The sequence below is a fragment of the Mesorhizobium sp. PUT5 genome, assembly GCF_052216645.1.
GTDB lineage: Bacteria > Pseudomonadota > Alphaproteobacteria > Rhizobiales > Rhizobiaceae > Mesorhizobium.
The window spans coordinates 2,648,422-2,662,661 of the sequence record NZ_JBQOSO010000003.1 but is presented as its reverse complement, the minus strand read 5'-3'; the positions used below and the strand labels follow the sequence as shown (position 1 = coordinate 2,662,661).

The 14,240-nt window shown below is 66.0% G+C and carries 14 protein-coding genes; 5 read left to right on the top strand and 9 right to left on the bottom strand.

Going from position 1 to position 14,240, the window contains the following annotated elements:
- Positions 1-66 precede the first annotated feature (66 nt).
- A complete protein-coding gene (locus ACTDI4_RS14525) occupies positions 67-831 on the top strand; it encodes a 4Fe-4S dicluster domain-containing protein (protein ID WP_442841820.1) in 765 nt (254 codons plus the stop codon).
- 4 nt (positions 832-835) lie between these two features.
- On the top strand, positions 836-1,759 hold the full coding sequence (locus tag ACTDI4_RS14520; RefSeq protein ID WP_442841819.1) for a dimethyl sulfoxide reductase anchor subunit family protein: 924 nt from the start codon (positions 836-838) through the stop codon (positions 1,757-1,759).
- A gap of 8 nt (positions 1,760-1,767) precedes the next feature.
- On the opposite strand, the gene ACTDI4_RS14515 is transcribed toward ACTDI4_RS14520, so the two are convergent.
- From ACTDI4_RS14515 to ACTDI4_RS14490, 6 genes are all read right to left on the bottom strand, one after another.
- Positions 1,768-2,751 (bottom strand): lipid A biosynthesis lauroyl acyltransferase, encoded by a 984-nt coding sequence (locus tag ACTDI4_RS14515; RefSeq protein WP_442841818.1) that lies wholly within the window; start codon positions 2,749-2,751, stop codon positions 1,768-1,770.
- Positions 2,752-2,757: 6 nt separating this feature from the next.
- Positions 2,758-3,786, bottom strand: coding sequence for a zinc-binding dehydrogenase (locus tag ACTDI4_RS14510; RefSeq protein WP_442841817.1), 1,029 nt, complete (start codon positions 3,784-3,786; stop codon positions 2,758-2,760).
- 115 nt (positions 3,787-3,901) lie between these two features.
- Positions 3,902-5,173, bottom strand: coding sequence for a beta-ketoacyl-ACP synthase (locus ACTDI4_RS14505; RefSeq protein WP_442841816.1), 1,272 nt, complete (start codon positions 5,171-5,173; stop codon positions 3,902-3,904).
- A gap of 9 nt (positions 5,174-5,182) precedes the next feature.
- Positions 5,183-6,373, bottom strand: a complete 1,191-nt coding sequence (locus tag ACTDI4_RS14500) for a beta-ketoacyl-ACP synthase (RefSeq protein ID WP_442841815.1) — start codon at positions 6,371-6,373, stop codon at positions 5,183-5,185.
- Positions 6,374-6,452: 79 nt separating this feature from the next.
- On the bottom strand, positions 6,453-6,734 hold the full coding sequence (locus ACTDI4_RS14495; protein WP_442841814.1) for an acyl carrier protein: 282 nt from the start codon (positions 6,732-6,734) through the stop codon (positions 6,453-6,455).
- Positions 6,735-6,865: 131 nt separating this feature from the next.
- Positions 6,866-7,414: a histidine phosphatase family protein gene (locus ACTDI4_RS14490; RefSeq protein WP_442841813.1), complete on the bottom strand. Its 549-nt coding sequence runs from the start codon at positions 7,412-7,414 to the stop codon at positions 6,866-6,868.
- Positions 7,415-7,711: 297 nt separating this feature from the next.
- Between ACTDI4_RS14490 and ACTDI4_RS14485 the strand changes: the two genes are divergently transcribed.
- Positions 7,712-9,169, top strand: coding sequence for an NAD-dependent succinate-semialdehyde dehydrogenase (locus tag ACTDI4_RS14485; RefSeq protein WP_442841812.1), 1,458 nt, complete (start codon positions 7,712-7,714; stop codon positions 9,167-9,169).
- 124 nt (positions 9,170-9,293) lie between these two features.
- Positions 9,294-10,313 (top strand): aldose epimerase family protein, encoded by a 1,020-nt coding sequence (locus ACTDI4_RS14480; RefSeq protein WP_442841811.1) that lies wholly within the window; start codon positions 9,294-9,296, stop codon positions 10,311-10,313.
- A gap of 10 nt (positions 10,314-10,323) precedes the next feature.
- Here the strand turns inward: ACTDI4_RS14480 and ACTDI4_RS14475 are convergent, their stop codons facing one another.
- Positions 10,324-11,214, bottom strand: coding sequence for a sugar kinase (locus ACTDI4_RS14475; RefSeq protein ID WP_442843359.1), 891 nt, complete (start codon positions 11,212-11,214; stop codon positions 10,324-10,326).
- A gap of 166 nt (positions 11,215-11,380) precedes the next feature.
- Here ACTDI4_RS14475 and ACTDI4_RS14470 point away from each other — a divergent pair, with 166 nt between their 5' ends.
- Positions 11,381-11,821 carry a FixH family protein gene (locus ACTDI4_RS14470; protein ID WP_442841810.1) on the top strand — a complete coding sequence of 147 codons (441 nt, stop codon included), beginning with the start codon at positions 11,381-11,383 and terminating at the stop codon, positions 11,819-11,821.
- 6 nt (positions 11,822-11,827) lie between these two features.
- On the opposite strand, the gene ACTDI4_RS14465 is transcribed toward ACTDI4_RS14470, so the two are convergent.
- The gene (locus ACTDI4_RS14465; RefSeq protein WP_442841809.1) at positions 11,828-12,985 is read right to left on the bottom strand and encodes an alpha/beta hydrolase; all 1,158 of its coding nucleotides are present in this window, start codon (positions 12,983-12,985) and stop codon (positions 11,828-11,830) included.
- Between the two features lie 107 nt (positions 12,986-13,092).
- A complete protein-coding gene (locus tag ACTDI4_RS14460) occupies positions 13,093-14,202 on the bottom strand; it encodes an alpha/beta hydrolase (RefSeq protein WP_442841808.1) in 1,110 nt (369 codons plus the stop codon).
- Positions 14,203-14,240 lie beyond the last annotated feature (38 nt).

Here is a 14,240-nt window from a genome sequence, read left to right as displayed (position 1 = left end):
AGTCTCCCCCCTTGTGGGGGAGATGGCCGGCAGGCCAGAGAGGGGTAGATTGCGGGGGCAATCGAAATGACCAGCCTTCCCACCCTGCCCACGCCGAAGAAGATGGGTCTCGTCATCGACCTCGACACCTGCGTCGGCTGCCATGCCTGCGTGGTCAACTGCAAGGAATGGAACACCGGCGGCTACGGCGCCGCCCTTTCCGATCAGGACCCCTATGGCGCCGATGTTTCTGGCGCGTGGCTCAATCGCGTGCATTCCTTCGAGGTGTTGCCGGAGGGCGGCGAACTGGTGGGCGAAGCGGGCGAGGCGCGCATCGTGCATTTCCCGAAATCCTGCCTGCATTGCGAGAACGCGCCTTGCGTGACCGTGTGCCCGACAGGCGCTTCCTACAAGCGCGCCGACGACGGCATCGTTCTGGTGGACGAGGACATGTGCATCGGCTGCGGCCTGTGCGCCTGGGCCTGCCCTTACGGCGCGCGCGAGATGGACCTCGCCGCCGGCGTCATGAAGAAATGCACGCTGTGCATCGACCGCATCTACAACGAGACGTTGGAAGAAGCGGACCGCCAGCCGGCCTGCGTGCGCACCTGCCCGGCCAATGCCCGCCATTTCGGCGATCTCGGCGATCCGAACTCGGCCGTTTCCATTCTTGTGGCCGAGCGCGGCGGCATCGACCTTATGCCGGAGCAGGGCACGCGGCCGGTCAACAAGTACCTGCCGCCGCGCCCGCGCAAGGCGTTGACCGAAGCTGCGCATGGGCTGCCGAAGGACGACATTTCCGGCGCCACCGGCTTCTTCGCCTGGCTGGACAACATGCTGGACCGTATCTGACATCATGCATCCAGCGCTTTCCATCATCGTCTTCACCACGTTTTCGGGTCTCGGCTACGGACTTGCGGCCGTGCTCGGGCTCGGCCTGCTGGACCCGACGGCGGTGGCCACCAAACTGGCTCACCTTCTGGCGCTCGCGCTGATCGGCGCGGGCCTTTTGTCCTCCACCGCCCATCTCGGCAATCCGCAGCGCGCCTGGCGGGCGCTCAGCCAATGGAAGTCGAGCTGGCTGTCGCGCGAGGGGGTGATGGCCATCGTCACCTTCGTGCCGCTGGTCGTTTCAGCCTGGCTTTGTGTCTTCGAAGGTCGCTATCTCGCCCTGCCGGGCCCGCTCGGCGCTGCGCTGTGCCTTGTGACGGTCTATTGCACGTCGATGATCTATGCCTCGCTGAAATCCGTCGATGCGTGGCATACGCCCCTCACGCCGGCATGCTATCTGCTGTTTTCGCTGGCAGGCGGTTTGCTGGCCGCAGGCTTCTTCGCGCTGTGCGCCGGGGCCTCCGGGCGGGGCCTGGTTTTCGCCGCGCTCGTGGCGCTGGCGGCGGCATGGGCGGCAAAAAACGCCTGGCGGCGAAGGATGGAGGCGCTGGTGCCGCTCTCGTCGCCGGAAACGGCCACCGGCCTCGGCCCCATCGGCAAGGTGCGCCTGTTCGAGCGGCCGCACATGACCGAAAACTATCTCACCCGGGAAATGGGTTTTCGCGTGGCGCGCAAGCATGCGGCGAAGCTGTGGAAGATCGCATTTGTGCTCGGCGGCGCGCTGCCGGGCCTTATCCTGCTTGCTCTATTGATGGTCGGGCAGGGCGGTGGCGTGTCGGCTTTCCTGGCAGGGGTGGCGCTTCTTGGCCATGTCGCCGGCGTTCTCACCGAACGCTGGCTGTTCTTCGCCGAGGCCCGCCACGCGGTGATGAATTATTACGGCGGCTGAAGAAGAGGTCAGTGCCGCGGCTGCACGTTGCGCGGTTTGCCGCTGATCTGCCAGCGCTTGTGGAACCACATCCACTGGCCAGGGTCTTCGCGCACCCAGCGCTCCACCACGTCGGCGAGCATCTGCGTGGTGGCCGCCACATCGACATTGCCGCGCGGGCCGCGCGGCAGGGCAAGCTTGTCCTCGATCTCCAGGCGGAAGCGGTTGCCCGGCAGGCGCACGCAGCGCGCCGGATAGACGTCGCAGTCGAACTGGCGCGCCAGCATGCCCAGCACCGGGTTGCTCTGGCAGGTGCGGCCGAAGAAGGTGGTTTCCACGCCGCGCGTAAATTTCTGGTCCACCAGCACGCCGATATTGCCGCCCTTTTCCAGCACCGAAGCGAGCGCGAAGGAGGCGCCGGTTGCCGAAGGCAGCAATTCGCCCATGGTCGAGCGGCGCGTCGACAGGATGTATTCGGCCAGATACGGGTTGTTGGGCGGGCGGAAAAGCGCCGTGATCTTCATGCCGAAGGTGGCGGCGGCCACGGGCAGAAGTTCGAAATTGCCGAGATGGCCGGTGAAGACGATATGAGGCTTGTCGTCGCCGGCAATGCGCTCGAAACGCCTGATGCTTTCCTGGGACACCTCGATGCGGCCGTGGACCTGCGCGGCGGGATCGAAGTCGAAGAGCTGGTCGAGGAACACATATTCGGCGGCAAGGCGGGCCATGTTGCCCCACATGTCGAGCGCGATCGCCCTGATCTCTGCCTCGCTCTTGTGCGGATAGGCCTGCCGCAGATTGTCGAGCGCCACGCGATGGCGGCCGACCAGAGGCCCGATGCGGCGCGCCACGCGGTCGGCAAAATCAAGCGCGCTGTCGGGCGGCAGCCGGCGCAGCAGGGCCATCGCACCCATCGCCACCTTGGCCACCAGCCAGTAGTTCAGCTTGCCGAGGCGCAGGCCCAGGCCGAACCTGAGATCCCTGGAAAGCTTGGCGAGAGAACCGCCGCTCAACGCGTGTCAGCCGACATTGAGGATGATCTTGCCGAACACGTCGCGGCCTTCCATGCGCTTCAGCGCCGCGTCGATGCCGTCGAAATCGACGGCCGTGTCGATGACGGGGGCCACCAGCCCCGCCGCCATCTTCTGCATGGCGTTGGCCATGTTCTCCATGCGGCAGCCGAAGGAGCCGAGCAGTTTCAGTTGCTGCTGGAACAGCATCATCAGGTTCATCTCGGTCGAAACGCCGGAGGTCGAGCCGCAGGTGACGAGGCGGCCGCCACGCTTCAGGCACAGCATCGAACCGGCCCAGGTGTCCTTGCCGACATGCTCGAACACCACGTCGACACCCTTCTTCTTGGTCAGCTTGCGCACCACGCCCTCGAAGCGGTCCTGGCGGTAGTTGATGACATGGTCGGCGCCGAGCGCCTTCGCCTTCTCGATCTTGTCGTCGGAGCCGACCGTGGTGATGACGGTGCAGCCCATCTTCTTGGCAAGCTGGATTGCTGCCGAGCCGATGCCCGAGCCGCCGGCATGGATGAGAATCGTCTCGCCCGGTTCCAGTTTCGCATTGTCGAACAGCATGTGCTCGACCGTGCCGAAGGTGACGGGCGCGACCGCGGCCCCTATGGCGTCGACGCCGGGAGGGGCCGGCACAAGAAGGCGCGCGGGGAGATTGATTTTTTCCTGGGCAAAGCCGTCGAGATGAAAGCCATGCACGCCCGAGACATGCTCGCAAAGATTGTCGCGGCCCTCGCGGCAGGCGCGGCACAACCCGCAGGTGCGCGCCCCGTAGATGGAGACGATCTGGCCCGGAAGTAGGTTCGACACGCCGGGACCGACCGCCTCGACCTCGCCGGAGGCTTCCGCGCCGACGGTGAGCGGCAGCTTGCGCTTGGCGAACGCCATGCCGCGCCAGCCCCACACGTCGATATGGTTGAGAGCCACCGCCCTGATCCTCAGCGTCACTTCGCCCAGCCCGGGGGCGGGCGGCTCGGCGATGTTGACCGTCTCCAGCCGACGATCTTCGATGAGTTGCAATGCGCGCATGAGGCTTACCGGGCGAATGGTGAATAGTGAATGGTGAATGGCAGACAGATGTCCAGCCCGAACGCCAGCGGCAACCGTCCCGCTTCCTTCATCCGGCCATTTACCATTTTACCGTTCACCATTCACTTTTCGCCATGACAAGGCAGGTGTTCTGGCCGCCGAAGCCGAAGGAATTGGACAAAACCGTGCCGACCTTGGCTTCCCGCTTCACATTCGGCACCACGTCGAGCGCGATGGCCGGATCGGGGTTGTCGTAATTGATGGTGGGCGGGATGACGCCCTCGCGCATGGTCATGAGCGAGAAGGCGGCCTCGATAGCGCCGGCGGCCGACAGCGTGTGCCCGATCATCGACTTGTTGGACGAGATCGGGATGCGGCTGATGCGCTCGCCGAACACGGTGGAGAGCGAAAGATGCTCCATCTTGTCGTTTTCCGGCGTCGATGTGCCGTGGGCGTTGATGTAGTCGATCTCGTCTTCACTCAGGCCGGCATCGGCAAGTGCGGCCTTCACCGCGCCGATGGCGGGCGAGCCGTCGGGCTTGGAGCGGGTGCGGTGGAAATCGTCGGCCTTCTCGCCGCAGCCGCGAAGGATGCCGAGCACGGTGGCGCCGCGCGCCAGCGCGCTTTCCAGCGATTCCAGCACCAATGCGGCCGAGCCTTCGGCCAGGACGAATCCGTCGCGATCCTTGGAGAAGGGTTTTGAGGCCTTCTCCGGCGCATCGTTGCTGGTCGAGAGCGCCGACAGCAGCGAAAAGCGGATCAGCGCCTCGGCGGTCGCCGAGCCATCGGCGCCGATGGCAAGCGCGCGGTTCGCCTCGCCGCGGCGGATCGCTTCCACGCCGAGCTGGATGGCGGTGGCTCCGGAGGCGCAGGCGGTGGAAAGCGTGATCGGCAGGCCGGCGGCGCCGAAGCGCTCGGCCAGCCGGTCGGCGATGAAGCCGAATTGCGAGGTGTCGAACATGTCGAGCGAATTTTGGCTGCGCGCCACTTCCAGCAGGCGGGCGGACGCGTCTTCGTTGGTGCCGCCCTTGTAGAGCGCCAGCCGATCGTGCCAGTCCAGCTCCACCGGCGGGGAGGCGAGGAACAGCGGGCCGCCGAAATCCTCCAGGTCGAGCCCGGCTTCGGCGATCGCCTCCTCGGCGGAGGTTTCCGCCAACTCATAGGTCAGCGCGCTGGCGCCCTTGCTGCTGGAGGCGAGGAAGTTGACCGTGCCGGCGATGCGCGTGTTGAGATGCTCCACCGGAAAACGGGTGATGGGGTGGATGCCCGACCGGCCGGCCGTCAGCGCCGCCCAGTTTTCCTGCTTGCCCTTTCCGAGCGACGTGACCAGGCCGATGCCGGTGACGGCAACGACGGGCCTGCCCAGGTGATCCTTCAACTTGGTCATTTCGACACCTCAACCGGCGGCGGAGACGAGCGCCAGGCCCTCGAACTGGTGATAGCCGATCGCCGTCGCCAGCACGTGCTCCGGCACGCCTTCATATGGGCGCTCGGACGCCGCGTCGAAAGCCGGGTAGGGCTCCTTGTTGGCCACGGCCAGCGCCGCCAGCGCCACCGCGAAGGGGAATTGCGCCTCCTTCAGATGCCCGGTCAGTGTACCGAAGCCCCGCACGGCGAGGCCGGTACGCGCGTCGAGCGCGGCCTTCTCGGCAGCGGTGGCGGCATGGCCGCCCGAGGCGCCGGAGACGGCCAGCAATTTTCCGGCCGGCAAATTCGCCGCATCGAGCATGGCGGAAATCGTTCCGCCAAGATCGCCGCGGGTCCGGCGGGCGCGTCCGGAGGAAATGGGGCCGAGTCCGGCGTAGATCTTGCGGCCGCGCGCCTCGGCATGGGTGCGGCTCTCGAGAACCAGGAAAGCCGCGCCCGAGCCCGAGACCACGCCGCCGCCCTGCATGCCCTGGCGCTGCCAGACCGGCTTCCAGGCATCGCGGTGCAGATATCCGGCAAGCTCGTAGCCCAGCAGCATATCGGGATGTTCGGTCTGGAAAGCGCCGCCGACCAGCATATGCGTGGACTGGCCGGAACGGATGCGCGCGGCGGCCGTCTCCACTGCGGCAACCCCGGCGCCCTCTTCGCCCATGAAGGTGCGCGACGAGCCGGTGACCTTGTGGACGATGGAGATGTTGCCGGCGAGCAGGTTGGAAAGCTGGGCCAGGAACAGGGTAGGGCGCAGCTCCGTGGTCAGCTTCTCGTTGAGCAGGACGTCGAAGTCGGGACGGCTTTCGGATGCGGCAAGGATGGTGTTGTCCACCGCCACGTCGCGCTCGCCGCCGCCGGCGGCCACCACCATGTCCATGCTGGCGCACAGGGCTTCGTCGCCCTTTATGCCGGCGTCGTCCAGCGCCAGGCCCGCGCTATAGGTGCCGAGCCTCTGCCAGGTTTCCATCTGGCGCTGGTCGCCGCGCTTGGCGATCTGCTGGTTCCAGTCGATCTCCGGCAGCGGATGCACGATGTAGGGTGAAAAGCGCGCGGCATCGAACACCGGCTCCGGAGCCGGGGCGGTCAGCGCGCGCCAGTGCGCATCCGGGCCTTCCCCCAGCGAGGAGACAAGGCCGATGCCGGTGATGACGACGTCTTGGGAATCCATGGAGGGCTTTGTGGGTCAGCGGGCGGCGCCCGTCAAGGCGACAGCCGCGATTGAGGGCCGCAGCGGCGCGCCGCCGCCGTCAGGCGTTCTTGGCCGCGACCAGTCCGTCGATCTTGGCGCACAGGTTCTTCATGACGAAATACTCGTCGGTCGAGACCTTGCCGTCGTTGACTTCCTGCGTCCATTTCTCGAGCGGCACCTTGATGCCGAACTCCTTGTCGATGGCGAAGACGATGTCGAGGAAGTCGAGGCTGTCGATGCCCAGATCGTCGATCGTGTGGCTTTCTGGCGTAATCGTGTCGAGGTCGATCTCGCTGGTGTCGGCGATGATCTTGGCGACTTTTTCGAACGTGGTGGCCAAGGTTTCTTCCTTCGATTGCAGGCGGTTCGGTCCGGATATGTTTTGCGCTGTCTAGTCGGTTTTTCCTGGCAGGAAAAGGCCGAATATGCTGGCTGCCCGGCGGCATGCGGCGCGGGCGGCGTCCCGTGCGCCTAGAAGGCGATGCGGCCAAGCACCCGAAGTCGCTCGCCGTCGGCCTCCACGATGACGGCTTCGCCCTCGCGCGGCGAGATGCCGGTCAGTTCCTGGATGTCCTCCAGATGGGTGACCATCACCAGATTGTCGGCGCCGGAAAAGTCACGGACCTCGTCGACGATCGCCGCGATCTGCGCGGGTCTGGCCGTGTCGTCGGCGGGGGGCGGATCGAGCGGGGCAAACTGCTCGGGTTCCTTGCCGAAGGCGATGCGGGCTGTTTCCAGGCAGCGGCAATAGCGGCTCGACAGGATGCGCTCGACAGGAGCGGCGCGAGCAGCGAACAGCGCGCCGATCTTGCGCGCCTGCTGGCGGCCGCGGTCGGAAAGGTTGCGCTGGGTGGCGCATTTGTCGATGTCGAAATTGGCCGATTCCACCGTGCCGGTGATATTGGCGTGGCGCAGGAGCACCACATGGCCGCCGTTGCGCAACAATGCCCAGCCGGCCTCCGTTGCCTTGGCAGGCGCCAGCGCCAGAAGCAGAATCAGCAGGGTCGTTGCTACGCGCATCCATCTTTCCCACATGGTTCGCCGGTATAGGGATGGGAAAGCCACGGGAAACGCAAGGCGTCACATTGCCATGCGTGGCTATCGCGCCGGGCGTCGCTGGACCATCAAGTCATGGTATAAGGCGATTGATCCAGATGTCGGGCGCGGGTTATGAGGTGGCGGGCTTGCGGGCAACGCCATATATTGGTGGCATATCGCGCAACCATCGACCGGACGAATGCCTGCGGGCCAGCCTGCCGGCCGTGATGAATTCCAGAAGATCCGGCATGTCGCGACGCCGGACGAGAGGCGAGACGAATGCTCCAGAAAACCAGTCATTTCATGCGCCAGGCAAACCTCATCAACGGCGAATGGGTGCAGGCCGATTCCGGCAAGACCGTGGACGTGGTCAATCCGGCCACCGGCCTCGTCATCGGCACGGTGCCCTATTCGGGCAGGGCTGAAACGCGACGCGCCATCGAGGCCGCGCACCAGGCCTTCCTCTCCTTCCGCAAGACCTCGGCCCTGGAGCGCTCCAAGCTTTTGCGCAAGCTTCACGACGCCATCATGGACAATCAGGACGCGCTGGCCGAGCTTCTCACCCTGGAGCAAGGCAAGTCGCTCACCGAAGCCAAGGGCGAGATCGGCTCCTCGGCCGCCTATGTGCTGTGGTTTGCCGAGGAAGCGCGCCGCGCCTATGGCGACGTGGTGCCTTCGCCGTGGGCGGATCGTCGCGTTCTGGTGACGCGTGAGCCGGTCGGCGTCATTGCCGCCATCACGCCGTGGAACTTCCCCTCCTCGATGCTGTCGCGCAAGATCGGCCCGGCGATCGCCGCCGGCTGCACGGCTGTCGTCAAGCCGGCCACGCAGACCCCCTATTCGGGCCTTGCCTGGGGCGCGCTGTGCGAGGAGGTCGGCATCCCCAAGGGCGTCGTCAATATCGTGACCGGTGCCGCCGGCGAGATCGGCGACGAGGTTTGCACCAATCCGCTGGTCAAGAAGATCACTTTCACCGGCTCGACCGAAGTCGGCAAGATGCTGATCGCCAAGTCGGCCTCGACCGTGAAGAAGGTTTCTATGGAGCTTGGCGGCAATGCGCCGTTCCTGGTCTTCGACGACGCCGATCTCGACCGTGCCGTCGAGGGCGCCATCATGGCCAAGTACCGCAATTCGGGCCAGACCTGCGTGTGCACCAACCGCTTCTTCGCGCAGGCCGGCATCTACGACAAGTTCGTGGAGAGGCTGGCCGAGGCTTCCAACAAGCTCAAGGTCGGCCCCGGCGTCGAGGCCGGTGTGCAGCAAGGCCCGCTGATCGACGTCAAGGCCGTCGAGAAGGTGGAGGAGTTTATCCAGGACGCCACCGCCAAGGGCGGCAAGGTGGTTGCCGGTGGCAAGCGCCACGCGCTGGGCGGCTCCTTCTTCGAGCCTACCGTCATCTCCGGCGCCACGACCGAGATGAAGTTCATGAAGGAGGAGATTTTCGGCCCGATCGCGCCGGTCTTCAGGTTCGAGAAGGAGGAAGAAGCGATCGCGCTCGCCAACGACACCGAATTCGGCCTTGCCGCCTATTTCTATACCGGTGACCTCGGCCGCGCCTTCCGTGTCATGGAAGGGCTGAAATACGGTATGGTCGGCGTCAATGAAGGCCTGATCACCACGCCGGAAGCGCCTTTCGGCGGCGTGAAGGAGTCCGGTCTGGGCCGCGAGGGTGGTCATCAGGGCATGGACGACTATCTCGACACCAAATATGTCTGCATAGGCGGCCTCGGCCTCTAAGCGACCTGTCGGTAGGGCGGACCTCCTTGCGAGGACCCGCCCTGCCTTTGACTTCGGCTGACTTTACGGGTCGCGGATTCGGGTAGATTCTCGGGGACGAAACCGGCTGCAAGGAATGGCGTGCATGAAGGATGGCGAGGTCTTCGGCACGACGCAGACGGGCGAAGCGGTACGGCGCTTCGCCATTCGCGGCGGTGGCCTGAGCGCCAACATCATCGGCTGGGGCGCCGCCGTTCAGGATCTCCGTCTGGACGGGCACGATGCGCCGCTGGTGCTCGGCTTCGACCGCTTCGAACCCTATGAGGCCGATCAGGCCTATTTCGGCGCAATTGTCGGCCGCTATGCCAACCGTATCCGCGACGGGAGGTTCGTCCTTGCCGGCCGGCATCATCAGACGGACCGGAATTTTCTCGGGCGGCATACGCTTCACGGCGGCTCGTGGGGCTATTCCCGGCGCCCATGGACGGTATCCCTGCATGGGCGGGACTACGTCACGCTTTCCCTTCACGATCCGGCGGGCACGATGGGCTTTCCCGGCTCGCTGGAGGTGACGTGCACCTATCGCCTGAAGATTCCCGGCACGCTTGCCGTGGAGATCAGCGCGACCTGCGACGAGCCCACGCCATGCAATCTGGCGCAGCACTCCTATTTCAACCTCGATGACGGCGGCGCCGGTGACGTGCTCGACCATCGTGTGGCGATCTTTGCCGGCGCCTATCTGCCGACCGATGCCGACCAGATACCCACCGGCGCGGTGCTGCCTGTGGATGGCACATCGCTCGATTTCCGTCAGGCCCGGCCGATTCGTCTCGAGGGTGAAGCCGGCCACGTCCGCTACGACCACAATTTCTGCCTGGCGCCGGCGCGCGGCCCGCTCAGGCAGGCGGCCTGGGTGCAAGGCGCGACCTCCGGCGTCGAAATGGAGGTGTGGACCACGGAACCGGGCGTCCAGTTCTACACCGGCCAGCATATCGGGGCCCGCGCGCCGGGACTCGGCGGGACCGGCTACCATCCGTTCTCGGGCTTCTGCCTCGAACCCCAGGTGTGGCCGGACGCGCCGAACCGGCCCTATTTCCCGCAGGCGACGCTATTTCCCGGCGATGTCTATCACCAGGTCACGGAATATCGTTTCCGGCTGCCGTGACGCAGCCGGCTCACGGTCGTGCTGCGAAAGCCGCCCTCAGCACCTCGAACGGAGCCAGCGCGCCGCGCACCTGCACCACCGCCGCGGCAACGCGATGCGCCCGCCGAGTGGCTTCGGCCGGCTCGTGATCGGCCAGGCGTGCCGCCAGATAGCCGCCGTTGAAGGAATCGCCCGCGCCCGTGGTGTCGACCGCATCGGCGACATGCACGGCAGGCACCTGCTGTGCCCCGCCTGGGGCAGCGACCAGTGCCGGCGCCTCGCCGTTCTTGACCACCACTTCGCCGACCTGCCGCGCCAATCTTTCCACGGTTGCCTGCGGGTTGGCGTCGCCGAACAGCGCCTGCTCGTCGGGGAAGGTGGGCAGGGCGATGTCGACGACGGCAAGCGCCGCGGCGACGGCGGCTTGCGCCTCCGCGCGGTCGCGCCACAGGCCTGGCCGGTAGTTCGGGTCGAAGGCGATCAGGCTGCCCGCAGCGCGTGCGTTGCCCACCGCCCTCAACAGGACCTCGCGGGCCTCCGCTTCGAGAATTCCCAGGGTGATCCCGGAGAAATACACCAGCTTCTGGCCCTCAAGGCTTTTTGCCAGGGCGGCCGGATCCGACGCCAAGCGGCGCGCGGCGGCGTCCGAGCGCCAGTAGGTGAAGGAGCGCTCCGCTCCGGTCAGCGTGATTGCATAGAGGCCCGGCCGCGCGCCGGGGATGATCGGGCTTGCGCCGATGCCGACGCCGTTCTCCCTGAAGAATGCGATCTGGTCGCGCGAGAATGGGTCGTCGCCAAACGCCGAAACATAGGTGGCGGGTCGCCCGTCGCAGAGCGCCGTAAGCGCCCATAGGGTGTTGAACGTATCGCCGGCAAAACCCATGTGCCATTGGCTGCCGCTGCGACCCGACAGTTCCAGCATGCATTCGCCGATCGAGGCGATTCCGGTGCGAGACAAGCGACCCTCCTGTTTTGTTTCCGCTGTAGCTTCTCGCCGGCTTCGACGCCATGCTTGATGTGGCGGATTCTTGTTCCGCTTCGGCGTGCACGGGAGGGGCCGGTGCATTCGCCGGCAGGAAAGGAGCAGCGTGACACGGTTCTGGCGTTACATTGCAGCGGCGCTCGGGCTTGCGGTGGTTCTGGCAGGTGTAGCGGCGGCGATTCATCTGGCGGCGCCCGGTCGGCAAGGATCGGATTTCTCGCGCTCCAAGGCCACTGTCGCGGGCCTGTTCGTAGTCACTATCGGGCCGGAGGGCGGGGCAGTGCGGCTGGGCGAATCACAAGCCTGGACGCTGAGGCTCAGCACGCCTCAAGGCGCGCCGGTCGAAAACGCAGCCATCGACGTCTCGGGCGGCATGCCGCAGCACGCTCACGGATTGCCGAGCAGCCCGCAGGTGACGGAGTATCTGGGCGACGGCCGCTACCGCATCGAGGGCGTGAAATTCTCGATGCATGGCTGGTGGCAATTGCGGGTAGGCGTCTCGGCGGCGGCCGGTTCGGACACGGTGGTCTTCAACATCGCCCTGTAGCCTCCCTTACCCGCCGGTTGCGATGGTCAGCACCTTGAACGGCGTGGTGACGATGATCTCGGCCACCGAGCCCACGGTCTTGCCGATGCCCTGGCCCAGCGTGTCGATGGGCTTTGCTTCGATCTGGTCGGAGGCCAGGCCGGCCGGCATGTTGAGGCGCTCTCCCAGCAATTGCACCAGGAAGGGGTTGTTTGCGAACTTGGTGTGGTTGAGCCGGTCGCCGCCCTTGGTCTGGCTGAGATCCGCAACCGTCACGCCGTAGGCGGCGAGATCGGCGGCGTCGCCATAGTCGCCCACGCGCGGCTTGTCGCCGGAGATCAGGCTCGACAGCCGCAGGGCCCGGTCGTCGCCTGACAGCAACACGGTGAAGGGTCGGTCCGGCTTGCCATAGCGAAGCATCTGCTTCTTGAACACGTCCACATCGATGTCGGGCGAGGCCAGAACCACGTTGCCGAGCTTGCCGGAAAGGTTGCGGTCGCCTTCGATGGCGAGCTGGCGCAGCGCCTCCATCGTTACCCACGTGCCCATGGAATGGGCGATGATGTCGATGCTTTTCGCGCGCGTGCGCGCCAGCATCTTGAGCGTGGCCTCCAGGTCGTCGCGGGCGGCGTTGGCGCTTTCCTTGTCGTAGATGTAGCCGGTTGTGGCACCGGCCGACGCCCAGGAAAACAGCACCGGCGTGCCCGGATAGCCGGTATCGTGGACGATTTGCGTGACGCGGTAGACGCCGTCGTCGAAGCCGTTGTTGAAGCCATGCACGAACACCAGCACGCGACCGCCGCGCCTGGCGACGTCTGCGCCGACCGCGTTGGCGAACACCTGCGCGTCGCGATAGTAGGCCACTCGCGCGGCGGCGAAATGCTTGGCGGGATCGTTGGGGGCGGCACCGGCGGCGCGCTCGATGCGGCCGGCCTGGTGCAGCTTCGGCACCGTCATGTCGACACGCGCATAGCTGGTGGTCAGCGAGCGTTCCCCGTCGAACACCTGCCGCGGTTCCTTGGCGGCGCGCTTGCGCGTCGTGGCCACGAAGACCTCGTGCGCGGCCGCGATCTCGGAAGCGGGAGCCTCGATCGCCGTGTGGTTTAGCAGGTCATGCGTGCGCGAGCCCATGCAGCCCGCCAGCGTCAGGGCCATCGTGACGAGGAGGAGGGTCTTTGCGCGCATTGATCCGGCTCCCGCTGCCGGCGCCCGTAGCAGCGCCGAATATCCGAATGGGAAAATCCCGAATAGGGCTTGCCTGCCGCGGCGTCCAGTGCGGACAACCGCAAATCCTAGAAGATACCGCTTCTCGCCTGCTGGTTGAGAAGGTTGATGCGGTCGGTGACCTCGCGGTCGGAGGCGAAGCCGTCATCCGCGCGCAGCCGCTGGCCGAGCTGCCGCACCAGGGCCGGGTTGTCGGCGAACTTGGTGTGGTTGAACGTATCGGCGCCCTTGGCGCTGGTGAGGTTGACCACGGTCACGCCGTAGTCGGCCAGGTCGGCGGCGTTGCGATAGTCGCCGACGCGCGGCCGCGAACCGGCCAGCAGCCCCGACAGCTTCAGCGCGCGGTCGTCGTCGGAAAGCAGCAGGATGAAGGGCTTGTCCGGCTTGCCGTAGCGGCGCATCTGGCTCTTGAACACGTTGACGTCGATGTCGGGCGAGGCGAGCACCACGTCGCCCAGCTTGCCGGAAAGGTCGCGGTCGCCGGTGATGGCGAGCTGGCGCAGCGTTTCCATCGTCACCCACGTGCCCATGGAATGGGCCACGATGTCGATGCGGCGCGCGCTCGTCTGAGCCAGCATCCTCAGCGTCACCTCGAGCTGGTCGCGCGCGGCGCTGGCGCTTTCCTTGTCGTAGACATAGCTGGTGGTGGAGCCGCCCGAAGCCCAGGAAAACAGAACCGGCGTGCCGGGATAGCCGGAATCATGGACGATCTGCGTGAGGCGGTAGACGGCGTTGTCGAAAGAGGTGTTGTAGCCGTGCACGAACACCATGACGCGATCGCCCCGCGCCGCCGTGTCGGCGTTGAGCGCCGCCTGGAATTTCGGGCCCGTGTCGTAGCCGGTTGCCGCCGTGGCCGTGAAATACTGGGCCGGGTCGTCCGGTTTGCCGCGCCCCTTGCGTTCGATCTGGCCGGTCTTGTGGACGTTCGGCACGGTGACGTTGACGCGTGCGAAATTGAGCGTCGCCGAGCGTTCGCCTTCGAACACCTTGCCCGGATCTGCCGAGTGCTTGCGCGTGGTGGCGATGAAGATGGCATGGCTGCCGGCGATGTCGGTGACCGATGCCGTGACGATGGCGCTGCCGAGCAGCGCCTCGGAGCGCTGCCCGACGCAGCCGGCGACAAGCAGCGCCAGAAGGGCAATGATGATCGTCTTGGAATGCACTGTCGGGAAATGCACTTTCGGGCCGTCCTGAATCCGCCGTTGTCCCCGCGATC

Bases quoted from the DNA above. Each gene is read 5' to 3' on its own strand.
- ACTDI4_RS14485 (WP_442841812.1), top strand. From the start codon at position 7,712: ATGCTCCAGAAAACCAGTCATTTCATGCGCCAGGCAAACCTCATCAAC.
- ACTDI4_RS14475 (WP_442843359.1), bottom strand. From the start codon at position 11,214: ATGCTGGAACTGTCGGGTCGCAGCGGCAGCCAATGGCACATGGGTTTT.
- ACTDI4_RS14525 (WP_442841820.1), top strand. From the start codon at position 67: ATGACCAGCCTTCCCACCCTGCCCACGCCGAAGAAGATGGGTCTCGTC.
- ACTDI4_RS14510 (WP_442841817.1), bottom strand. From the start codon at position 3,786: ATGCGCGCATTGCAACTCATCGAAGATCGTCGGCTGGAGACGGTCAAC.
- ACTDI4_RS14520 (WP_442841819.1), top strand. From the start codon at position 836: ATGCATCCAGCGCTTTCCATCATCGTCTTCACCACGTTTTCGGGTCTC.
- ACTDI4_RS14490 (WP_442841813.1), bottom strand. From the start codon at position 7,414: ATGCGCGTAGCAACGACCCTGCTGATTCTGCTTCTGGCGCTGGCGCCT.
- ACTDI4_RS14480 (WP_442841811.1), top strand. From the start codon at position 9,294: ATGAAGGATGGCGAGGTCTTCGGCACGACGCAGACGGGCGAAGCGGTA.
- ACTDI4_RS14505 (WP_442841816.1), bottom strand. From the start codon at position 5,173: ATGACCAAGTTGAAGGATCACCTGGGCAGGCCCGTCGTTGCCGTCACC.
- ACTDI4_RS14500 (WP_442841815.1), bottom strand. From the start codon at position 6,373: ATGGATTCCCAAGACGTCGTCATCACCGGCATCGGCCTTGTCTCCTCG.
- ACTDI4_RS14465 (WP_442841809.1), bottom strand. From the start codon at position 12,985: ATGCGCGCAAAGACCCTCCTCCTCGTCACGATGGCCCTGACGCTGGCG.